Origin of the sequence: Cupriavidus taiwanensis (genome assembly GCF_900250075.1) — a bacterium.
Taxonomy (GTDB): domain Bacteria; phylum Pseudomonadota; class Gammaproteobacteria; order Burkholderiales; family Burkholderiaceae; genus Cupriavidus; species Cupriavidus taiwanensis_C.
Genome location: NZ_LT977071.1, coordinates 210,072 through 232,616 on the forward strand (window position 1 = coordinate 210,072; position 22,545 = coordinate 232,616).

Annotated in this window: 18 protein-coding genes and 1 pseudogene; 12 read left to right on the forward strand and 7 right to left on the reverse strand. The window is 64.4% G+C overall.

Annotation, left to right across the window (positions count from 1 at the left end; all coding sequences use genetic code 11):
- The first annotated feature begins 915 nt into the window (after positions 1-915).
- From CBM2588_RS17360 to CBM2588_RS17385, 6 genes and pseudogenes are all read left to right on the forward strand, one after another.
- Positions 916-1,146, forward strand: coding sequence for a DUF1484 family protein (locus CBM2588_RS17360; RefSeq protein WP_115681677.1), 231 nt, complete (start codon positions 916-918; stop codon positions 1,144-1,146).
- A 428-nt stretch (positions 1,147-1,574) separates the two neighbouring features.
- Positions 1,575-1,764, forward strand: a pseudogene (locus tag CBM2588_RS31490) (helix-turn-helix transcriptional regulator); the annotation flags it as partial.
- 303 nt (positions 1,765-2,067) lie between these two features.
- A complete protein-coding gene (locus CBM2588_RS17370) occupies positions 2,068-2,298 on the forward strand; it encodes a DUF1484 family protein (RefSeq protein WP_115683635.1) in 231 nt (76 codons plus the stop codon).
- Positions 2,299-2,646: 348 nt separating this feature from the next.
- Positions 2,647-3,609 carry a chromate resistance protein ChrB domain-containing protein gene (locus tag CBM2588_RS17375; protein WP_115681678.1) on the forward strand — a complete coding sequence of 321 codons (963 nt, stop codon included), beginning with the start codon at positions 2,647-2,649 and terminating at the stop codon, positions 3,607-3,609.
- Between the two features lie 18 nt (positions 3,610-3,627).
- A complete protein-coding gene (locus CBM2588_RS17380; protein WP_115681679.1) occupies positions 3,628-4,806 on the forward strand; it encodes a chromate transporter in 1,179 nt (392 codons plus the stop codon).
- Between the two features lie 256 nt (positions 4,807-5,062).
- The gene (locus CBM2588_RS17385) at positions 5,063-5,995 is read left to right on the forward strand and encodes an MBL fold metallo-hydrolase (RefSeq protein WP_115683636.1); all 933 of its coding nucleotides are present in this window, start codon (positions 5,063-5,065) and stop codon (positions 5,993-5,995) included.
- Between the two features lie 68 nt (positions 5,996-6,063).
- Here CBM2588_RS17385 and CBM2588_RS17390 read toward each other — a convergent pair whose 3' ends face one another.
- The 5 genes from CBM2588_RS17390 to CBM2588_RS17410 all read right to left on the reverse strand — a co-directional run bounded on the left by CBM2588_RS17390 (position 6,064) and on the right by CBM2588_RS17410 (position 11,509).
- Positions 6,064-7,032, reverse strand: a complete 969-nt coding sequence (locus CBM2588_RS17390; RefSeq protein ID WP_115681680.1) for an AraC family transcriptional regulator — start codon at positions 7,030-7,032, stop codon at positions 6,064-6,066.
- Positions 7,033-7,187: 155 nt separating this feature from the next.
- Positions 7,188-7,733: a carboxymuconolactone decarboxylase family protein gene (locus CBM2588_RS17395; protein WP_115681681.1), complete on the reverse strand. Its 546-nt coding sequence runs from the start codon at positions 7,731-7,733 to the stop codon at positions 7,188-7,190.
- A gap of 64 nt (positions 7,734-7,797) precedes the next feature.
- Positions 7,798-8,433, reverse strand: coding sequence for a nitroreductase family protein (locus CBM2588_RS17400; RefSeq protein ID WP_115681682.1), 636 nt, complete (start codon positions 8,431-8,433; stop codon positions 7,798-7,800).
- A 186-nt stretch (positions 8,434-8,619) separates the two neighbouring features.
- Positions 8,620-9,162 carry a c-type cytochrome gene (locus tag CBM2588_RS17405; protein WP_115681683.1) on the reverse strand — a complete coding sequence of 181 codons (543 nt, stop codon included), beginning with the start codon at positions 9,160-9,162 and terminating at the stop codon, positions 8,620-8,622.
- 85 nt (positions 9,163-9,247) lie between these two features.
- Entirely contained in the window at positions 9,248-11,509 is a 2,262-nt protein-coding gene (locus CBM2588_RS17410) for a copper-transporting P-type ATPase (protein ID WP_269462424.1), read from the reverse strand.
- 341 nt (positions 11,510-11,850) lie between these two features.
- Here CBM2588_RS17410 and CBM2588_RS17415 point away from each other — a divergent pair, with 341 nt between their 5' ends.
- From CBM2588_RS17415 to CBM2588_RS17435, 5 genes are all read left to right on the forward strand, one after another.
- Positions 11,851-12,249 carry a copper resistance protein gene (locus CBM2588_RS17415; RefSeq protein ID WP_115681685.1) on the forward strand — a complete coding sequence of 133 codons (399 nt, stop codon included), beginning with the start codon at positions 11,851-11,853 and terminating at the stop codon, positions 12,247-12,249.
- Between the two features lie 72 nt (positions 12,250-12,321).
- Positions 12,322-13,629 (forward strand): TolC family protein, encoded by a 1,308-nt coding sequence (locus CBM2588_RS17420; RefSeq protein WP_115681686.1) that lies wholly within the window; start codon positions 12,322-12,324, stop codon positions 13,627-13,629.
- Positions 13,626-15,170, forward strand: coding sequence for an efflux RND transporter periplasmic adaptor subunit (locus tag CBM2588_RS17425; protein WP_115681687.1), 1,545 nt, complete (start codon positions 13,626-13,628; stop codon positions 15,168-15,170). The genes CBM2588_RS17420 and CBM2588_RS17425 overlap by 4 nt, the downstream gene beginning before the upstream one ends.
- Positions 15,167-18,337 (forward strand): efflux RND transporter permease subunit, encoded by a 3,171-nt coding sequence (locus tag CBM2588_RS17430; protein WP_115681688.1) that lies wholly within the window; start codon positions 15,167-15,169, stop codon positions 18,335-18,337. The genes CBM2588_RS17425 and CBM2588_RS17430 overlap by 4 nt, the downstream gene beginning before the upstream one ends.
- Positions 18,334-18,696, forward strand: coding sequence for a copper-binding protein (locus tag CBM2588_RS17435; RefSeq protein WP_115681689.1), 363 nt, complete (start codon positions 18,334-18,336; stop codon positions 18,694-18,696). Before CBM2588_RS17430 ends, CBM2588_RS17435 begins: the two co-directional genes overlap by 4 nt.
- 71 nt (positions 18,697-18,767) lie before the next feature.
- Here the strand turns inward: CBM2588_RS17435 and CBM2588_RS17440 are convergent, their stop codons facing one another.
- A complete protein-coding gene (locus tag CBM2588_RS17440) occupies positions 18,768-19,985 on the reverse strand; it encodes a zinc-dependent alcohol dehydrogenase (protein WP_115681690.1) in 1,218 nt (405 codons plus the stop codon).
- Positions 19,986-20,309: 324 nt separating this feature from the next.
- On the opposite strand from CBM2588_RS17440, the gene gstA reads away from it, so the two are divergent.
- Positions 20,310-20,918 (forward strand): glutathione transferase GstA, encoded by a 609-nt coding sequence (gene gstA / locus CBM2588_RS17445; RefSeq protein ID WP_115681691.1) that lies wholly within the window; start codon positions 20,310-20,312, stop codon positions 20,916-20,918.
- A 329-nt stretch (positions 20,919-21,247) separates the two neighbouring features.
- Here gstA and CBM2588_RS17450 read toward each other — a convergent pair whose 3' ends face one another.
- On the reverse strand, positions 21,248-22,246 hold the full coding sequence (locus CBM2588_RS17450) for an isopenicillin N synthase family dioxygenase (RefSeq protein WP_115681692.1): 999 nt from the start codon (positions 22,244-22,246) through the stop codon (positions 21,248-21,250).
- Positions 22,247-22,545 lie beyond the last annotated feature (299 nt).

Below are 22,545 nucleotides of genomic sequence, written 5' to 3' on the forward strand. Positions count from 1 at the left end.
ACCACACGGCTGTTGCGACCTAACTTGGTTGCTCGTCAAGAATGTCTGCCAAGGCAGCCACGCCGGATCGCGAGCTATGGTCATGCAGCAGAAGACCCCGCGCCCGGTCCAGTTCGAGATCCGAGTCGGCTACATGCATTGCGGCATGTCTCAACGCGACAGTATGCACGGCTGGCTCATCGATGGGTCGCCTCCATCAGGGACTTGACTATACGGCGTTTGGCACGCAGGAACAGAAGGCAAGGTCCTATTTGCCCCTGCGGCCGCGGCGTATGACGCAGTTAAGAGTTATTGGTAGTTTCAAGATAGCCACTGACGCGAAGAGGCTACGAACCTAAGCTTTTGAAGCGGCCGTATGCCTTGCGTCGTTGCGAACTCTCAGTCGGGTCACCGGCTTCCCCTCTGCCGCCTGAAGTCAGCCGGCCACAATGCGTCATTCAGATGAACAGTCACCAGTGGCAGCTACCTGGCCAGAAGCGGACATCTGCCTTCAATCTGACGACCGACGGCTCAGGGTCGAGAGGCGTCTCTGGCGCAAGCCGCCCGCAACGGGAGATGCCGAAGGCCGAGACCGGCTGCAGTTTCAACCGACCTGCCCCGCGGCCCCGCGTCCCGACGCCCCCAAAGAAAAATTGCGAATCGTCTGATCGCCATCCCCACTGAAAAGGCAAAAACTAGGGCATCACCGAAACAACGGTGATCGGGCGTCACAACCCGTTTATCATCAACGGATGGTCGCTCCGGCGACCATCTCCACACGCACGCGCGCGTCGTTCCACTATGGCGGGCCGGGCGGGGCAGCCGAAAGGCTGGCCGGGCTTCGTTGATGAACCGGTTTGTGACCCCCGCTGTCAGGCCCGCCACCCTCTACCGTTTGCATCAGGCGGGTCTCCCAACCTTCTTCAGGAGAACGCAATGCAAGAGAAAACCCATCCGAAGCACGAAACCATCTTCGTCGGCATTCCCGCGGAAACTCTGGAATCCCTCGACCGAATCCAGGCCGGCCTGGGCAGCGTCCTGTCGCTGCTGGAAGTGGAAAGCGAACGGTCCGAGGGATGCCACGGCGTTCATTGCCTGCTGGCGATGATCAAGATGCAGGTGGATCAGATGGCCGAGGCTTTGCAGCCTGAGGCTGAGTCGTTATGACACCCAGGCTTCACGGTGCTGCCCGGCCCCAACCGACACGCCGCAGGGCGCGTTCCCGTCGACCGTGCATGTTGCAGAACACGGCGCAGGCATCCGGTTCGTGCCGGTGCAATGGAATACTGATTGACGGTCCCGCAGCAATGACGCCCGTCGCGCCGGCGACGGGCCATTTGTTCGTCGGAACTGTACTCGACCGAATACGGGGCAGGTATCAGCGATTACGCGGCGATGCCGATCATGGGAGCGAGCGTTACGATCAGCGCGGGCAGAGGGGGATGGACAAGCCTACGATTGATGTCCGACTTTGGAGATCCCGGCCACGCGGCGCATTGCGCTGTCAGGATTGCAGCGGGGCTTCTCTGCAGCGGGCTTCCCTCTGGTTCATTATCCTATTCAAAAAAGCAGGTTTTGCCCAGAATACTGGACATATGCCAGCTTTTACCGATACCACTTCCGTCCTTGAGCGCCATTTGCTCCGGCAACTCGGCGACCGCATCAAACGCCTGCGAAAGGCTCAAGGTCTTGGCACGGTGGAGATGGCCAGGCGCGTGGGCATCTCCCGCGCCAACCATGGGCACATATTTGCGCGTCATGTTCGTACTGGGGGTTGCCGGTGATTCCCTTCCCCGCCCTAAAATTGCGAATCGTCTGATCGCCATCCCCACTGAAAAGGCAAAAACTAGGGCCATCACCGAAACAACGGTGATCGGGAGTCGAAACCCGAATATCATCAACGGATGGTCGCTCCGGCGACCATCTCCACACGCACGCGCGCGTCGTTTCACTATGGCGGGCCGAGCGGGGCAGCCGAAAGGCTGGCCGGGCTTCGTTGGTGATCCGGTATTTCGACCCCCGCTGCCAGGCCCGCCACCTCTACTGTTTGCATCAGGCGGGTCTCCCAACCTTCTTCAGGAGAACGCAATGCAAGAGAAAACCCATCCGCAGCACGAAACCATCTTCGTCGGCATTCCCGCGGAAACCCTGGAAGCCCTCGACCGGATCCAGGCCGGCCTGGGTAGCGTCCTGTCGCTGCTGGAAGTGGAAAGCGAACGGTCCGAGGGATGCCACGGCGTCCATTGCCTGCTGGCGATGATCAAGATGCAGGTGGATCAGATGGCCGAAGCTTTGCAGCCTGAGGCTGAGTCGTTATGACACCCCGTCATCCGACTCTTCCCTTACCGCGGATCCGTGTTCGCGTAGCGAGACGTTAAATTCGCCGCCCTGCCCGACCGTGCTTTACTCGGTAATGTGGCCGCCATGGCGCTCGACCAGCGCGTAGCTGATGGACCGGCTGAGCCCGGTCCCCCTCTGCCTCTTTGGTGGTGAAAACGGACTGAACAGATTGGGCAGGTCTTTCCCTCGCTGCCCCGACCGCAATTCACCATACGAGTTTGGTGTGGCGAACACTCGTCCCATACCTCTGAAGTGACCTGAAAGGCTTCCCACTGTAGAGATCTCTACAACGTTGAAATAGGCGTTATAGGCTTCTACCATGCGCCCATGACCGCAATCACTCAATCCTGGGCGCTGCTGATCGTCACGCTTCCCACGTCAGGCGCCACCGCGCGCATGCGGATCTGGCGTGCGATCAAGAGTATGGGGTGCGCCGCGCTGCGTGACGGGGCCTATCTTTTGCCCGCGGGCGTGGAACAGGTCGGCCAGTTGCGCCAGCTTGCTGACGAAACCCGGCAGGAAAACGGACAAGCCTGGCTTCTGCAAGTCAGTGCCGGAACTCCGGACGACGAGATCGCGTTCCGCGCCTTGTTCGACCGCGGCGCTGACTATGACGAACTGCAGGCTGCGCTGGCCGAAGCGCTTGATGGGCTCTCCGACCATAACAGCGCTGAACTGAATCGACTGCTGCGCCGCCACGAGCGCGCCTATGAAGCGATCCGCCGGATCGACTTCTTTCCGAATGAGGCGTCGCGCCGCGCAGAAGCGGGATGGAATGATTTCAGCCGGACCATCGAGGCAATCCAGTCGCCGGGCGAGCCCCAGCCGCTCACCCGTACGATCCCGCGCCGGGATGCCGCGCAATATCAGGGGCGGCGCTGGGCCACGCGCCGCCATCTGTGGGCGGACCGCGTGGCCAGCGCCTGGCTGATACGGCGCTTCATCGATCCCCATGCACGGTTCCTCTGGCTGGAAAGCCCCGCCGATTGCCCGGACGATGCACTGGGCTTCGACTTCGACGGAGCGACGTTTACGCATGTGGGCGATCGCGTTTCCTTCGAAGTGCTGCTGGCCAGTTTTGGACTCGAGGCTAACCGGGTACTCGGCCGGCTTGCCAGAATGATCCATGCACTGGATATCGGCGGCATCTCGGTGCCGGAGGCCAGTGGCTTCGAAGCCATGCTGGCCGGCGCGCGAGCGCGGCTGCAGGATGACGACGCGTTGCTGGCGGAAATCAGCTCGGTGCTGGATTCGCTCTACGCGCATTTTTCAGCCAACCAAAGACCCTGAATCGATCCCTACAAGACCATGGCACCACAGCAAGGCCCTGACCGTCCCGCCTATACCCTCTGGCAGCTGGTCGCCTATTTTCTCCGCCTGGGAACCCTTGGCTTCGGCGGCCCGGTAGCACTGGCCGGCTATATGCACCGCGACCTGGTGGAGCGGCGTGGCTGGATTACCGATGGCGACTACAAGGAAGGCCTCGCGCTGGCGCAACTGGCGCCAGGCCCGTTGGCGGCCCAGTTGGCCATCTATCTCGGCTACGTGCATTACCGCATCCGGGGTGCAACGCTGGTCGGCCTGGCATTCGTGCTGCCGTCCTTTCTCATGGTGCTGGGATTGGGCTGGGCTTATGTCCGTTTTGGCGGCCTCACCTGGATGCAGTCCGTGTTCTATGGGGTGGGTGCCGCCGTTATCGGCATCATTGCCATCAGCGCATACAAGCTGACCGCCAAGAGCGTGGGCCGCGACAAGCTGTTGTGGGCGGTCTACCTGACGCTGGCTACCGTGACCGTCATCACCGAATCCGAAATCGCCTGGCTGTTTCTCGCCGCCGGCGTACTGGTCTGGTTCTGGCGCGCTCCCCCGAAGTGGCTGCGCCAAAGCGGCGCCAATGCGCTGGCGGCCACGCAGATGCCGGCCGCAAGCGGGCTTTTCAGCGCGCTCGACTGGCCGCTGCTGTCACAGCTTGGCGTGTTCTTTGCCAAGGCGGGCGCCTTTGTATTCGGCTCGGGTCTTGCGATCGTGCCGTTTCTCTACGGCGGCGTGGTAACGGAATACCACTGGCTCAACGAAAAGCAATTCGTCGATGCGGTGGCCGTGGCCATGATCACTCCCGGCCCCGTGGTCATCACGGTGGGATTCATCGGCTACCTGGTGGCCGGACTGCCGGGGGCCTGTGTGGCGGCATTGGCTACCTTCCTGCCTTGCTACCTGTTCACGGTACTGCCGGCCCCCTACTTCAAGAAATACGGGAAGCTTCCCGCCATCCTCGCCTTTGTCGACGGCGTCACGGCGGCGGCGATTGGCGCGATTACCGGGGCCGTGATCGTGCTGGCCAAACGCTCGATCGTCGATGGCCCCACCCTGTTGCTGGCGCTGGCCACGGTCGCACTTTTGCTGAAGTTCAAAAAGCTGCCTGAGCCGGTCATCATCACCGCTGCCGCGTTGATCGGCCTGGTCGTTTATCCGATGTTGCGGCCCTGAGCCTCTAACCAGGCAACCTGGCTGCAAACCCTGTCACTCACGCCCCGCTCATCGCCCGTCCTGCGCCAATTGTTGCCCTTCGCTCAACATACTGAAGGCCATCGCGACGCTACTGGCAATCGCTCCCCCTGCCTAGAATCGGTTGCAACGATGGTCGCACGGAATGCGCGACGGTCGAGAAGGATGTCCGCGCAACACAGCGGAACACGCCTGCCGCCCAGTGCGGTTTTCCCACCGATTGACAGGACTCCCGATGATGAGCGAAACAATCCGCAATGTGCAGCCGGTTACCGCCAACCTTGGCAAGGATGGTGCCGGCGAACTCGTGCCCTCGCGCTACGCCGTGCGCGTGGGTGACGTCGATGTCGTGCTGATCAGCGATGGCATTCTGCCGCTGCCGACCTCGACCATGTCCACCAACGTAAGCCAGGCCGACCGCAACGCCTGGTGCGATGGCTGCTTCCTGCAACGCGACACGTTCGACTGGGCGCTGAATATCGCGCTGGTGCGCAGCGGCGAACGCCTGATCCTGATCGACTCGGGCGTGGGCGACGGCTTCGAGTACTTCACGCGCGCTGGCCGGTCGGTAATGCGCCTGGAATCGGCAGGCATCGACCTGGCCGCGATCACCGATATCGTGATCACGCATATGCATATGGACCACGTCGGCGGGCTGAACGTCGATGGCGTCAAGGCCAGGCTGCGCCCGGACGTGCGCATTCACGTAGCGGCCGCGGAAGTGGAGTTCTGGAAAAACCCGGACTTCAGCAGGACGGTGATGCCGGAAGCGGTACCTCCCGCGCTCCGCAAGGCGGCGGCAAAGTTTGCGCAACTCTACAGCGAGAACATCGTGCAATTCGACCAGACCGTGGAAATCGCAGCGGGGGTGTCGGCGCGCGTGACGGGCGGGCACACGCCGGGGCACTGCGTCGTGGACGTGGCTTCGAACGGCGAGAAACTGACATTCGTCGGCGACGCGATCTTCGAGGTCGGCTTCGAGCGGCCCGACTGGCAGAATGGATTCGAGCACGATCCCGAAGCGGCCACGGACGTGCGTATCGCGCTGCTCAACGAGGCTGCGGCAACCGGCGCCCTGCTGGCCGCGGCTCATGTTGCGTTCCCGTCGATCGGGCATGTTGCAAAGCACGGAGAAAGCTTCCGGTTCGTGCCGGTGCAATGGGATTATTGATGGCGGGTCGCGGAAGCAATAAGTCTCGTCGCGCCGGCGACGGGTCTTCTATTCTTCAAACCGGGCCATCATGCAGAGGCGTTATCCGTTTCGCGAGCCACACGGCGCCATTGCCCCGGCGTCATTCCCATCGTTTCAGTGAACGCCCGCCGGAATGCAGCCACGGACCGATACCCGACCGAATCCGCCACGGCCTCTGTGGTCATCGCCGGTTTCTTCAGCGCGTTGGCGGCCAGGCTCATCCTGATATCGGTCAGCAATTCGATGGCTGAGCGTCCCAGCTTGTCCTGGAAGTGCCGCATGAAGGTGGCGCGCGACATGCTGCACAAGTCGGCCAGATCCCGCAAGGTCCAGGGCCGCGCCGGATCGGCGAACATGGCGGAAATGGCCGGAGCCAGACGTGGATGACCGACAAGCGCCAACAAGCCTGCGGGGGCCTGCGCGGATTCGCTGGCGGCGCGCAGCACCAATGTGAACAGCGCCGAGGTAAGCGCGTTGAGCATCGCGCATCCGCCCAGTTTGTCGCCGGTCGCCTCCATGCGCATCAGCTCCAGCAGGCCGGCGAGGTGATGCGAAGCGGATGCCGAGGCCTCTTCGCGATGGTTGCCCATCGCACGTACCACCAGGTCCGTGGGCAGATAACTGCGAATCAGCCGATCATGCGGCGGCTCGATGAGAAATCGCCCGCATAACAGGTCCAGCTGCTCGCCCGGGCCATCATTCTGGCTGAGCATCCATCCTGCAGCACCGTGGCGATTGTGGGTACGCCCCGGCTGCTGCCCACTGCCATCGTGCAGTACGTGGGCCGACCCGTGAGGCAATAGCACGATATCTCCTGCCACCAGTTCCCGGGTCGTCTGCGTCTGCGGGTTCTCGACGATCGCCCGGCCCTTGAGTACGACGTGGTAGGGGATCTCGTGGGCCGCGGACTGAGGCCAGGCTACCCGCCATGGCGCACCATAGACGCAACGGACCTCCAGCCGCCCGGTGACGGTGATTATTTCCAGCAGTTGGCTCAGCCAGTCGACCTGGGACATAGGATCTCGGGAACCTGAACGATCACGCATCTTATGGCAAACGTACAGCGGTTTTTCGCTGGCTTTTCAGTATCCCGGGAATCGTTCCCGGTACCGCCGGGCTTGGGGCATGGCGCTCGCATCGACCTGAGGCGCATCGATGCGAGCGGATCGCGTCAGACCGAGCCGGCCGGCGCAACGGCAGGAAAGTCCTTGTCGGGATCAAACACGTTATTGATGAAGTTAGTCAGCGAATACATGGCAACCAGCGCGACGATTTCCATGATGTGCGCATCCGTGTAACCAGCCTCGCGGACGGTCTGGAAGTCGGCGTCAGTGACGTTGCCGCGGGTCTCGATGACTTTGCGCGCAAACCGGACCGCGGCGTCACGCTTCGGATCGTTGGCATGCCCTTGCCGGGCGAGAATGATCTCATCCGGCGCCAGCCTGGCCATATGCTCGGCGGTAAAGCTGTGAACCGCCAGGCAGTAATTGCAGCCGTTCACTTCGGACACGGCGAGGCCGATGCTGTCACGCGTCTTCACGTCGAGCGCCTTGCTCAGGGAACCCAGCAGCGTGGCCCATGCGTTGAACGCGATCGGACTTTGGGCGAAGGTCGCCATCATGTTCGGCGTGAATCCGATGCTTTTGGTGAACGCGTCGAGGGTCGGTTTCGAATCGGCCGGCACTTGTTCCGGCTTCAGGGCAACAGTTCTTGGCATCGTAGTCTCTCTGAGTTATCTGACTTCACTAGTTTGGGAAAATCCATGTGCGGCCGCGGGCCGCCTATACCAGGTCCAGCACCTCGGCCACCGGGAGGCGCGGCTTCTGCGGCCAGTTTCCGTTGCGCTCTGCGCCTACGGACAACAGCATGACGGGCACTTCATTCCCCGCCAGTCCGAACTCGCGGTGTACCGCTTCGGCATCGAAGCCAATCATCGGCGTCGAACCCAGGCCTAGCGAGCGGGCGGCGTAGATCATTGCCGCCGCGCCGAAGGTGCCGCTGCGTACGGCCTCGTCACGCTGGCGCTGCGGATAGTCCATGTACAGGTCGCGTGCGGGGATTTCCCATTCCGGCACCATCTCCGCCGGCATGACGCCCGCCTCCACCAGCGGCGCCAGGCGATCCGGTATTACGCTCGAATCGGCCAGCTGACCACAGACGATGAAAGTCACGGCAGCTTCGGTGATCGGGGGCTGGTTCCAGGCGATCGGACTGAGCCGTGCCTTGGCCTCGGCGGAACGTACGGCGATGAAGCGCCAGTTCTGCATGTGGAAGGATGTCGGCGCGCTGGTGCCGATTCGTACCAGCGCGCGGATTTCGTCGTCGCTCAGGGCGGCGGCGGGATCGTAGTACTTGGCCGCGCTGCGGCTCAAGATGCATTCGATGACTGCATTGGTCCGGGTGATTTCCTGCGTCATGGAGGGCTCTCATCAGGTGGTTGGGAGCCTCCACTTTAGGTCCAGCCGGTGCTCATTTCTAGACTAAATCAGGTCGAAAAAATGCCCAAAAGGATCAGACTTTGGTTCAGCCGCCCGTGCCCATGGGCAGGTAGCTCCCGTCGCCGCGCCAACGGGAAGCTTCGAGCTGAGGGCGGGTATATGCGATTACTGCGCAGCGCCCTGCTTGCGCACGGCATGCGCTTCCGTCACCTCCCGCTGCGCCGCAGCCATTTTCTGCGGCCAGGTACTTTTGATATACGCCAGCACGGCAACGATGTCCTGGTCGGACAGCGATTGCCCAAAGGCCGGCATATCGCTGACATACCCCTGCGGAGCCGTGACCCCGGCTACCAGCCCATTCTTGGTAATCGCAAACAGCACCGCGTCGGGATGATGCCAGGTATGGCCGGAAGCATCATGCGGCGGTGCCGGCATGCGGCCGTTCGGCAGCCGCTCGCGCCAGTTGGGCTGGCCCTCCAGCTTGGCGCCATGGCATGCGGCGCATTGCTGTGCGTAGATCTTGCGACCCTGCGCGACGCTGGCCGCGTCGGTAGCATCGATGCGCAGCTTCCGTATATCGCCTGTCTTGCCGGCATCGGATGGCGTATCGAGGTACCGCCTGGTCTGCAGTGCAACGGCGGCGGCAATCGCCGCGCCAAGCACCAGCAGCACCACGATCCGCCAGCGTGGCTTGCCTGATTTGTTCATGTCGCCCCTGCACCAATATGCCTCATCGACTACACCTGACTCCTGAAAAATAAAGAAGGTTACCCCGTATCCATGCGCATCCGCCTTACGAAGCAGCGCCCCTGAGACGCAGCGCATTGGCAATGACCGAGGCCGAACTCAGGCTCATCGCCAGCGCCGCGATCATCGGCGACAGCAACAGGCCCGTCGCGGGATACAGCGCGCCGGCCGCCAGCGGCACGCCGAGGGCGTTGTAAATGAACGCAAAACCGAGATTCTGCTTCATGTTCCGAATGGTCGCGTGCGAGAGTTGCCGGGCGCGGGCGATGCCGCGCAAATCCCCTTTGACCAGCGTGACCTGGGCGCTGTTCATCGCGACATCGGTGCCGGTTCCCATGGCGATACCGACATCCGCCTGCGCCAGCGCCGGCGCGTCATTGATGCCGTCGCCGGCCATGGCGACCACCGCGCCGGACTGCTGCAGGGATTTGACAAGTTCCAGCTTGTCGGCCGGCTTGACCTCGCCATGGAATTCGTCCACGCCAAGTTTTGCGGCCACCGCTCTGGCGGTTGCGATGCCGTCGCCAGTGGCCATGACGACACGGATGCCTTCTTCACGAAGACGCTCCAGCGCCTCGGGCGTGGTGATTTTGACCGGGTCGGAGACGGCGAGCAGGCCTGCAAGCTTGCTGTCGACCGCGAGATACATGACGCTGGCGCCTTGCGCACGCAATGTGTCCGCCTGCGCTACCAGTGCTTCGGTGGCCACGCCCTCGGCTTCCATGAGCGCGGTGTTTCCGATCGCAATCTTGCTGCCTGCCAACGCGCCCCTTACCCCAATGCCCGAACTCGACTCGAAGCTTTCCGGCTTGTCCAGCCGCAGGCCTCGACTACGGGCGGCTTCGACGATCGCCGCCGCCAGTGGGTGTTCGCTGCCTTGATCCAGGCTGGCTGCCAACCGCAGCACGTCTTCCTCGGTAAAGCCATTGGCGCCGATCGCGCGCTCGAATACCGGCCTGCCCTCGGTGAGCGTCCCGGTCTTGTCCACAATCAGGGTATCGACCTTGCGCAGGTTTTCGATTGCCGCGGCGTCGCGGAACAGCACGCCCCCGGACGCCCCCTTGCCGCTTGCCACCATGATCGACATCGGTGTGGCCAGGCCCAGCGCGCAAGGACAGGCGATGATCAGCACCGCGACGGCATTGATCAGGCCGAACACCCAACCCGGCTCGGGACCGAACAGTCCCCACGCGACCAAGGTCAGCACCGCGATGCCGATGACGCCGACGACGAAGACGCCGGCAACCTTGTCCGCCAAGCGCTGCATCGGCGCCTTCGAGCGCTGCGCCTGCGCAACCATCTGGACAATCTGCGACAGCACGGTCTGCGAGCCGACCTTTTCGGACTGGATCACCAGGCTGCCCGATGTGTTCATGGTGGCGCCGATGACACGGTCGCCGGCGCGCTTGGTGGTAGGAATCGGCTCGCCGGTGATCATCGACTCGTCGACGGCGCTGGTGCCTTCCGTCACGACCCCGTCGACCGGCACCTTCTCGCCGGGCCGCACGCGCAGCAGGTCGCCAACATGCACATGGGCCAGGGGTACGTCTTCCTCGATGCCGCCGGGACCGATGCGTCTCGCCGTCTTGGGCGCCAGCCCCAGCAGCGATTTGATGGCGGCCGAGGTCTGGGAGCGGGCCTTCAGTTCAAGCAGCTGTCCCAGCAAAGTGAGGGAGATGATCACTGCCGCAGCCTCGAAGTAGACGCCGATGCGGCCATGCTCGGCAAACTCCTGCGGAAAGGCGGCCGGAATGACGGTCGCAACGACGCTGTAGAGATAGGCGGCGCCAGTGCCGATCCCGATCAACGTCCACATGTTGGGACTGCGGTTGACGATCGACTGGAAACACCGGACGAAGAACGGCCACCCTGCCCACAGCACCACCGGCGTCGACAAGGCAAGCTCGACCCGGCCCTGCGTCGACAGGTCCATCCAGCCAAGGCGATGCCCGAACATCGCCAGTACGAACACCACTCCGGTCAGCGGAAGCGTCCACCAGAAGCGGCGACGGAAGTCCGCCAGTTCCGGGTTTTCATCCTCATCGAGTTCCGGCATCAACGGTTCCAGCGTCATGCCGCATTTCGGGCAGTTGCCCGGATGGTCCTGGCGGATTTCCGGATGCATCGGGCAGGTATAGATCGTGCCCTCGGCGGGAGGCTGCGCCGGGGCTGGCTCGGTCCCGGTGCCGGATTGCTCATGAGCATGAACATGGTGATGCGCATGCTCGTGATGATGGGCGTGGTCACCCTGTGCGCCACCGTGGCGTCCAGGCATCTTGGCATCGCGGTCGCTGCTCGTCCTGTTCATCCTGGTTCCCTTGGTTGTTGGGCCTGCCATCACTGGGAAGTCCGCCCTCGCGCCCAAAGACGGCAGCTTAGGCCTTCCCATGGTAGTAAGGTCAAGGGCGACCAGGGCGAAAACCAGCGGCCGTACCGGTCCAGGGTACGGGGCCGTCCCTCACCAGGACGTTACGCAACCATTACATCCCGGTAAGGTGCAACGAGCGTTGTCGGTCGGGTCTTCGCTGGCGTCGACGGCGCCAGGGGCCACGCGGCGATGATGGAACAGACGGACGACAAGCTCCTCCAACCGGCTTATGCCGCACGCAGTCAAACGCTGCTACCATTCCGGCAACCCAGGTATCTCAAGTGCGTACTACTATTCGTCGGCTCTGGCTTGCCGCCTTCCTGCTGAGCGCTTTCCTGACAGTGCAACTGGCAGCGGCGGCGTATGCGTGCGAGGGCAGCCGGTATTCGCTGAGCGCGACGGAAGAGATGGCGGGCATGACTGAAGCCTGCCCCGACATGGCAATGGAACACGCCGGGCCAGGCGTACATGACGGGCTATGCCAGGAGCATTGCCAGTTCGGCTCGAAGTCGGCCGACCATGCCACGCCTCAGATTCCCGCCTTCCATCCGGTGCTGGTCAATGTCGTGGTGCCCGCGCCGATACCGGTCATGGCACATCGCCTGGCCGCTCCCCGCGATGCGATTCCCCGGGCGCCGCCACGCCCCCTCCCCATCCTTCACTGCTGTTTCCGAACGTAGCCTCCGCAGCAACGCCTGTTGTCGTGCCCTGAGCCATCGGCTCCAGGGTCGTCGTTGCTTTGCGGAGGCTTTATGCATTTGCACTTATCCACCAAGTGCGGGCGCCGGCTGGCGCTCGCGCTCACGCTGCTTGCCGTGATCCATCCGGCATGGGCGGAGTCCGCGCCAGCCCTTTCCCTGCAGGAAGCGCTCGCGCTCGCCGCGGCGCGTTCGGCCGATGCCGAGACCTCGCGCTCGGCAGTCCAGTCAGCCATCGAGATGGCTGTGGCCGGCAGGCAGATGCCGGACCCGGTCCTGAAGGTCGGCGTCAACAACGTCCCGGCGAATGGCCCGGACCGGTTCTCGCTGGGGACCGATTCGATGACCATGAGGTCGATCAGCCTCATGCAGGAATTCACACGCCCGGCGAAGCGCCAGGCCCGCGCGGAGCGCTTCGAGGCCGAGGCGTCGTCGGCCGAGGCGCAACGTATGGTGGCGCTGGCCAACGTGCAACGCGGCACCGCCACGGCGTGGCTGGAGCGCTGGTATGCGGAACGCGCGCACGAGCTGCTCGCCGAACAGGCGCAATCGATCAAGCTGTTGATCGATGCGGCACAGGCCGCCTATCGCGGCAACCGCGGCTCACGCGCCGAGATCCTGGCCGCCCGGATCGAATCGCAGCAACTGCAGGATCGCGAAGACGAAGCCCGCGCCGCGGTCGCCTCGTCCCGGGCGATGTTGCGCCGGTGGGTCGGCGATGCGGCAGCGTTGCCGCTGGCCGAGCGTCCCGCGCTCGATGCTCCGGCCTGGCTCGATACCCTGGATGCCGCCGGCGCCGCGCAGCTGCCAGACCTCGCTGCCGCGCAGGCCCAAGCCGGCGTGGCCGAGGCCGAGAGCCGCGTGGCGCGCGAGAACAAGGTGCCGGATGTCAGCGTCGAGCTGATGTACAGCCAGCGCGGCCCCGCCTACTCGAACATGGTGTCGCTGAACGTCTCGCTGCCGCTACCTTGGGACCAGGAACATCGCCAGGACCGCGAACTGGCCGCCAGGCTGGCGCAGGCCAACGCTGCGCGGGCGCAAGCCGAATCGGTACGCCGTGGCCTGATTGGACAGCTGCGCGGCAAGCAGGCCGAACTGCAACTCAGCCAGACCCGCCTGGAGCGCTATCGCAATGCCACGTTGCCGCTGGCGAAGGCACAAACCGAGGCGGCCCTGAGCGCCTATCGCACTGGCGCCGGCAGCCTGGCCGCCGTGGCGGAGGCCAGCCGCAAGGCGCTCGAGCTGTCGCTCGATCGGCTCCGGCTGGAGGCAGCGACCGCCAGGCTCTGGGCCGAGCTCACGTTCCTGATGCCGTTACCGACCGCCGCGCAAGCCATGCCGCCGCAAGGAGCCCAACCATGAAGCAAACCGCGATGGCACGGACCCTGGTGGTTCTGCTCGTGCTGGCGAGCGCTGGCGCTGCCTATTATCTCGGCCATCAACAGGGGCGCCGGCAGATCGCCGCGTCGGACACGCCGGCCAGCGGCACCGGGGCGGCGAACCTGAAGGCCGGCGATATCGATCCGGGCACGGGCAAGCGCATCCTCTACTGGCATGATCCGATGGTGCCGGGCCAGCGCTTCGACAAACCCGGCAAGTCGCCCTTCATGGATATGCCGTTGTCGCCCGTGTACGAGGAAGCGGGTGGCAGCGCGACCGTCACCGTTGACAGCCGCGTGGCGCAGAACCTTGGCGTTCGCACGGCCGAGGTCAAGACGGGCCGGCTGGCCTCCGCGTTCGAAGTTCCGGGCAATGTTGCGATCGACGAGCGCGGCATCGAAGTGCTGCAGGCCCGTACCAGCGGGTTCGTCGAGCACGCGTATGCCAGGACGACGCTGGATCCGGTGCGCAAAGGCCAGCCGCTGGCACAGATCTATTCGCCGGAATGGGTCACTGCGCAAGAGGAATACCTGGCGGTGGTCCGCATGGGCGCAACCCTGCAGGGCGATTTGCGCGAAGCCGCGATGGCCCGCATGCGGCAGGCCGGCATGACCGACAGCCACATCCGCCTGGTGCAGGACACCGGCAGGCTGCAGCCGCGGCTTGCCATCACCAGTCCGGTGGATGGGATCGTCACCGAGGTCGGCGCGCGCGACGGCATGACGGTCTCCCCCGGCACGACGCTCTTTCGCCTTGCCAGCCTGGCGACGGTATGGGTACTGGCCGAGGTGCCGGAGACCTATGTCTCGCGGCTACGGCCCGGACAGGCGGTGTCCGCGCTCGCGGCCGCCCTGCCTGGACAAGCGCTGCCCGGCAAGATCGACGCTATCCTGCCCGACATCAACCCCGGCACCCGTACTGTCAGGGTGCGGATCGAACTGCAGAACAAGGGCCGTCAGCTGTTGCCAGGCATGTTCGTGACGGCCCGCTTCGAGGCCGCAGCTGGCACGGACCGGCTGCTGGTCCCGACCGAGTCGCTGATCCGCACCGGCACGCGCACCATCGTCATGGTGGAAACCGGTCCCGGCGGGTATAGCCCGGTCGAGGTCAAGACTGGCGCAGCTTCCGGCGGACAGACCGAAGTGCTCGAGGGCCTCGAGTCCGGACAAAAGGTAGTGGTCTCCGGCCAGTTCCTGCTCGACTCCGAAGCCAGCCTGCGCGGTGCCACGCAGCGCATGACCGCAGCACCAGCCGCGCCGGCAACCGCCGCCGCAGGCCCGGAGCACGAAGGCACCGGACGCGTGGAGGCGGTCAGCGCGCAAAGCATGACGATTTCCCACGGGCCGATCCCGTCGGCCAGTTGGGGGGCCATGACCATGGACTTTGCCGCACCCGCTGCCGGCATGCCGCAAGGATTCAAGCCCGGCGACCGTATCCGCTTTCGCTTTCAACTCGACCGCGACGGTGCGGCGACGTTGTCATCGGTGGAACGCGCAGCTTCTGCCCCGGGAGGCCGGCCATGATCGCGCGGCTTATCCTGGCTTCGATCCGCAACCGCTTCCTGGTGCTGCTGGCCACGGTCGTGCTGACCGCGTGGGGCTTGTGGGCCGCGCGCAGCACGCCGCTCGACGCGCTGCCAGACCTGTCCGACGTGCAGGTGATCATCCGCACGCCGTTTCCCGGCCAGGCCCCGCAGATCGTCGAAAACCAGGTCACCTATCCCCTTACCACGACGATGCTGTCCGTGCCCGGGGCCAGGACCGTGCGCGGCTATTCGTTCTTCGGTGACTCCTATGTCTATGTGTTGTTCGAGGATGGCACCGATCTCTACTGGGCGCGCTCGCGCGTGCTGGAATACCTGAACCAGGTGCAATCCCGGCTGCCCGCCGCTGCCAGACCGGCCCTGGGCCCGGACGCGACCGGCGTAGGCTGGATCTACGAGTACGCCCTGGTCGACCGGACCGGGCAGCACGACCTCGGCCAGTTGCGTGCGTTGCAGGACTGGTTCCTGCGCTTCGAGCTCAAGTCGCTGCCCAATGTGGCCGAGGTCGCGTCGCTGGGCGGCATGGTCAGGCAGTACCAGATTGTCCTGATGCCGGACCGGCTGCGGGCCTATAACCTGTCGCAGGCCAAGGTGCTGGCGGCGCTCAAGGGGGCGAACCAGGAGACCGGCGGATCGGTGCTGGAGCTGGGCGAAGCCGAATACATGGTGCGCGCCAGCGGCTACCTGAAGACGCTCGATGACTTCCGCCAGATCCCGCTGCTCACCAGCGAGGCCGGCATCCCGGTACGGCTGGGAGACGTCGCCACGATTCAGCTCGGCCCGGAAATGCGGCGCGGCATGGCGGAACTCGACGGCCAGGGCGAAGTCGCGGGCGGCGTCATCGTGATGCGCTCCGGAAAGAATGCGCTGGAGACCATCGACGCGGTCAAGGCCAGGCTCGCCTCCTTGCAAACGAGCCTGCCCAAGGGCGTGGAGGTGGTGACGACCTATGATCGCTCAGCGCTGATCCAGCGTGCGGTGGATAACCTGACTGGCAAGCTGATCGAGGAATTCATCGTGGTGGCGCTGGTGTGCCTGGTGTTCCTGTTCCACCTGCGGTCCGCGCTGGTCGCCATCGTCTCGCTGCCGCTCGGCGTGCTGGCCGCGTTCCTGGTGATGCGCTACCAGGGCGTGAACGCCAACATCATGTCGCTTGGCGGTATCGCCATCGCCATTGGCGCAATGGTCGATGCGGCGGTGGTGATGATCGAGAACGCCCACAAGCACCTGGAACGCTGGCACGCCGACCATCCCGAACGACCATTGAGCGCACAGGAGCGTTGGCGCGTCACTGGCGAGTCCGCGGCGGAAGTGGGCCCGGCCCTGTTCTTTTCGCTGCTGATCATCACGCTCTCGTTCATTCCCGTATTCACGCTGGAGGCGCAGGAGGGGCGGCTGTTCTCGCCGCTGGCGTTTACCAAGACCTATTCCATGGCGGCTGCGGCCGGCCTGTCGGTCACGCTGGTGCCCGTCCTGACGGGCTACATGATTCGCGGCAGGATTCCATCGGAACAGGCCAATCCGCTCAGCCGCTGGCTGATCCGCGGCTACCAGCCCTTGCTTGCCAGAGTACTGGCGTACCCCAAGACCACCATTGCGATCGCGGTACTGCTGCTGGCGGCAACCGCCTGGCCCGTGATGCGCATCGGCGGCGAGTTCATGCCGCCGCTCGACGAGGGGGACCTGCTGTACATGCCGTCGGCGCTGCCGGGCCTATCCGCCGGCAAGGCAGCGCAGCTGTTGCAGCAGACCGATCGGCTCATCAAGACCGTGCCCGAGGTGGCGACAGTATTCGGCAAGGCCGGCCGCGCCGATACCGCCACCGACCCGGCGCCCATCGAGATGTTCGAGACCACCATCCAGTTCAAACCGCGGGACCAGTGGCGCGCGGGCATGACGACCGACAAGCTGGTGGAGGAACTGGATCGCGTGGTCAGGGTGCCTGGCTTGTCGAACGTCTGGGTGCCACCGATACGCAATCGCATCGACATGCTCGCCACGGGGATCAAGAGCCCGGTCGGCATCAAGGTGGCCGGCACGGACCTGAAAGAGATCGACAGGCTCGCCACAAGGATAGAAGAGGCGGTCAGGACGGTACCGGGAGTTACCTCGGCGCTTGCCGAACGTCTCACCGGCGGCCGCTATATCGATGTGGATATCGACCGCGGAGCTGCTGGCCGGTACGGTCTCAACATCGAGGACGTGCAGAGTATCGTGTCATCCGCGATCGGGGGCGAGAATGTCGGTGATGTGGTCGACGGGCTGGCGCGCTTTCCGATCAACGTCCGCTATCCGCGCGACTATCGTGATTCCATCGAGCAATTGCGCGCCCTGCCCATCGTCACCGACAAGGGTCTGCAGATCACGCTTGCGGACGTGGCGCGCATCGAGGTCGTGCAAGGCCCGCCGATGTTGCGCAGCGAGAATGCACGCTTGTCCGGCTGGATCTATGTCGACATTCGCGGACGGGATCTCCGTTCAGCCGTGCGCGAGATGCAGGCCGTCGTGGCAAAGACGGTGCCGATGACGGCGGGGTATGCGCTGAGCTGGTCAGGACAATTCGAGTACCTGGAACGGGCCACGGCCAAGCTCAAGCTGGTGGTGCCGTTCACGCTGCTGATCATCTTTGTGCTGCTTTACATGGTTTTCGGCCGCCTGGATGAGGCGCTGCTGATCATGGGCACGCTGCCCCTTTCGCTGATCGGCGGCTTCTGGCTGCTCTATCTGCTGGGCTATAACCTCTCCGTGGCTGGCGTCGTCGGCTTCATTGCGCTGGCCGGCGTGGCGGCGGAATTCGGTGTCATCATGCTGCTCTATCTGAAACAAGCCTGGAATGAACGCGAAAACCGTGGCGAAACCACGCAGTCGGCACTTCTCGACGCGATCCAGGAAGGAGCGGTGCAGCGCGTGCGCCCCAAGGCCATGACGGTCGCGGTAATCCTCGGCGGCCTGATCCCCATCATGTGGTCGCATGGCACGGGCTCGGAAGTGATGCAGCGCATTGCCGCACCGATGGTCGGCGGCATGGTGACTGCCCCATTGCTGTCCCTGTTCGTCGTGCCGGCGGTGTATTGGCTGATGCGCCGACGGCAGACCCGAGTTCCCCCAGTCCCTACCCACTCTCCACTTCAGGACGAATCGCAATGAAACCCGGCAAGACTCTCGCACTCGCGCTCACCATCGTCGCCGCCTCGACCGCCTCCACCGCATTCGCAGCGGGATCCATGGACAGCCACAACATGCACGGCATGGACAGCAGGGCACCCGCGGCGTCAAAGCAGGCTTCCCAGCCTGTGCCAGCCGAGATCAGGAAGATCGATGCGTCGGCCGGCAAGGTGACGCTCAAGCACGGCCCCATCGAGAACCTCGGCATGTCCGCCATGACCATGGCGTTCCCGGTCAAGGACCGCGCCTCGCTGAGGAATTTCAAGGAGGGCGACGCGGTTTCCGTCACCTTCGACAAGATCGACGGCAAGCCGACCGTCATCGACATGCAGCGCAAGTAGGCGCGCCTGGCCGCATGTCGCCGCTCCCGACGGCGGCATGCCATGTCAGATGCTCGGCCGGGTTCCCACGGCTAGTGGACCGACCCGGGCTGCAGTTCGACCTTGATCCAGCCAGGCTGACGCTGGTCGAAGGCCTGGTAGGCTTCGATCGCCGAGGTCATCGGCTCGCGCCGCGTCAGGATGGCGGCCGGATCGACCGCACCGGTGCGCACCAGTTCCACCAGCCGCGGGATATAGGCGCGGTGGTTGCAGTTGCCCATGCGCACCGTCAGGTTCTTGTTCATCGCCGCGCCGATCGGGAAGCTGCGGTCGGTGGGCGGATACACGCCGATGATCGACAGCGTGCCGGCCTTGGCCAGCGCGCGGATGGCCCAGTCCAGCGCCTGCGCCGGCGCGTCGCCCGGGACCCAGTTGCCCTGCTCGGTGGGGTGGGCATGCGGCGCCAGGCGGGCGGCCTCCTGCTCGCTTTCCGGGATGGACGGATCCTGCGCCGCCGGACCATGGTGCGCATGCATGGCATCGACGCCGACGGCATCGATGGCCCGGTCCACGCCGATGCCACCGGTCAGCTCCACGATGGTCTGCACGGGATCCTCGGCATCGAAATTCACCACCTCGGCGCCCTGCGCGCGCGCCATGTCGAGCCGGTCGGCCACCGCATCCACGGCAAAGATGCGGCCCGCGCCCATCAGCTTCGCCGACGCGATCACGAACTGCCCCACCGGGCCACAGCCGAACACGGCCACCGTATGGCCAGGACGGATGCCGGCGAGGTCGGCGCCGAAATAGCCGGTGGGAAAGATGTCCGAGAGCATGATCGCCTGCTCGTCGCTGATGTTGTCCGGCAGCTTGACCAGGTTGACGTGGGCGAACGGCACCCGGGCCTTCTCGGCCTGCAGTCCCTGGAACGGTCCGGTCTGCTCCGGCCCGCCATAGAAGGCGGTGCCGGCCTGCTTGCCGTGCGGGTTGGCGTTGTCGCACTGGGCGTAGTAGCCGGCGCGGCAGTACGAGCAATAGCCGCAGGCAATGGTGGACGGGATCACCACCCGGTCGCCAACGTTGAGGTTGCGCACGCCGTCGCCGAGAGACTCGACCACGCCAACGCCCTCGTGGCCCAGCACCGTGCCCGGCGCCAGCCCTTCCATGGTGCCGCGCACGAAGTGCAGGTCGGTGCCGCAGATGGCACTGGCGGTCAGGCGCACGATGGCGTCGGTGCCCTGCTCGATCACCGGTTCCGGCACATCATCGAGCCGGATGTCGCCGATCCCGTGAAATACAACCGCTTTCATGGTGTCCTCCAGATGAAGCCGGAGCCACCTCCGGCGAGGTCAGTCGGAGTACCGCCGCTGCAAGGAACGTTCCCAAAGGCTGGCCCGTGCGCCGGCGCGCGGAACAGCGGCCGCGAGCGCCCGCGTGGCAATTTCTGTTACGCGCCTTGCAATCCATTCCGGCGCGCAGGCACCGGCCGCCGAGAGCAGGGGAAGCGCTGCGCCGCCGTGATTGCGAGCTTCCGACTTCGGCAAGCAGGCGCAGAGAAACGGCTTGGGCATGTCGATTGCTAAATCTCACCTGACGTCCTCAAGCTGGCGCACATTACCAAGGAGGCACCCATCATGAAGCTCTACTACGCTCCCGGCGCATGTTCCCTGGCGGCACATATCGCCCTCATCGAGACCGGCCTTCCCTTCTCTACCGAGCGCGTCGACCTGCGCGCCGAGCCGCACAAAACCGAGCGCGGCGCCGACTACAAGACCATCAACGCCAAGGGCTATGTGCCGACGCTGGAGCTCGATCAGGGCGACCGGCTGACCGAGGCGGCCGTGGTGGTCCAGTACATCGCCGACCAGGCTCCGGAACAAGGACTTGCCCCGGCGTGCAGTACGCTTGAGCGCTATCGCTTGCAGGAATGGCTGAACTTCATCTCGTCCGAACTGCACAAGGGCTTCGGGCCCTTCTGGAAACCCGGCACGCCGCAGGAGCAGAAAGAGGCGACGTGGGCGCGCCTGTCACAGCGGTTCGACTGGCTGGCTCCGCAGCTCGCGGACAAGGATTATCTGATGGGAGAGTTCAGCGTCGCGGACGCCTACCTGTTCACGATCCTGAGGTGGCCGGACCATTTCAAGCTGTCGCTTGATCGCTGGCCTGCGCTGCAGGCGTATCGGGCGAGGGTCGGGGCACGACCTGCGGTAAAGCAGGCGTTGCAGGAGGAAGGGATCCGTTGACGTGGAGCGCGCCTTACGCCATCGGCAGCTCCCGCACCGGTTGTCCAGTGACGACGGCGTGCCCACAAAGCATGCGCCATTACACCGCCCGGTTGTACGCCGACGAACCAATGGCGCAGCTGTTGATGCAGCATATCGGTCATCTGATTTCGCTGTGAGCTCTCTACCAGCGACGCCATATTTGGCCGCACGGATGGAGGTTCCCGGCACGATATGCGAACTCCCCGTTGATCGCAGATTTCAATTCACGCGGCGTGGCAGGCGGCACTGCTTCGGCCCGATCGATGGGGCTTTGACCCCATCGAACCCGCTCAAGTCTGCCCGGATCCTTACATCGTCGCCTGGAAGTTGGCGGCTACACGCTGGCGCAGATAGTCCTCCGCGCTGATTGGCGCGTACTTGCCGGACGGGCTTTCGATCATCACGTCGCGGTTGGCCTGGCAAAAGAATGCCAGGCTGTAGCGCGAGCCCTGATATTCATGCGGCTGCGGGTTGCGCACGCGGTGGAAATTGGAGGGTAACTGGTCATCGCTCCAGCGCATCAGCATGTCGCCAATATTGCAGGTGATGATGTCATCCGCCGGCTCTATGCTGGTCCATTCCTGGCCATCCATCTCCTTGCCCGGACACAGTTGCAGGCCGCCCTGCCCCGCGCGCTGGAACAACAGCGTCAGGCAGTCGAAATCGGTGTGTGCGCCGGCGCGCCACAGTCCGGATGGCAACGAGGGGTCGCTCGGGAAATAGTGCAGCAGCCGCAGCGTGCTCTGGTAGGTAGGTCGGGACGGGTCGTGCGCGCGGGTGAAGAAGTCGCGCGTGAAGCCGAGCTTCTCGGCGAAGCAAGACAGCACGCGCATGCCGACCTGCCAGCATTGCGCCTCGAACGCCAGCATGACGGCACGAAATGCCGGCAGCTCGTCTTCGGTCGGCCACAGCGGCGCCATGTGCGGCAGCGTGATCTGGTAAGACTCTTTCTGGTCGTGTGTGCCCGTGGAGGGGCGCACCTGCGCCTTGCTCTCCCAGCCGCTGTTCAGTGCCCGCTGCAAGGGGTACTGCGCCTTGACGTCGTCCGGCAGGGCGAAGAAGCGCTGTGCCATCTCGAATGCTCCCTGCACCTGCGCCAGGTCAATGCCATGGTTGACGAGCTGGAAAAAACCGACGTCGGTGGCGGCTGCCCACAGCGCTTCGGTGATCTGCGTGCGGCGCGCTTCGAAGTCGGACAGGTCAATACGGCGGATTTCACGCGTATGGGTCTCGGAACCCTGGCCGCCCATGCAGGCTTCCTTGTTGAGTTCGGTCAGCGTGTATGGAGAGGCAGTCAGCGTAGTCATTTGTGCTCCGTGCGAAAGAAGGTCGATGGGTGTCGGACCGGGAGCAGCAGGCAACGCGCGGAAGCTCGAGCAAGCGATCCGGGTACAGTCTTGAAGCTCCGACGGCAAGCAAGCCAGGCCCGTTGCGGCGGCCCAACCTGTTCCGACTTCAAGAGCAATTCCCGGCCAGCCTGCACAACCTGTGCAGCTGGTGAACGCTTCTACTCTCGCCGGCGACAACGCAAGGTTCACGCCAGGCAGCGAGGTCGGTCAGGCGAGGGGTGATTGCCCGGCAGGCGCACCAGCGGAATTCACGGTGC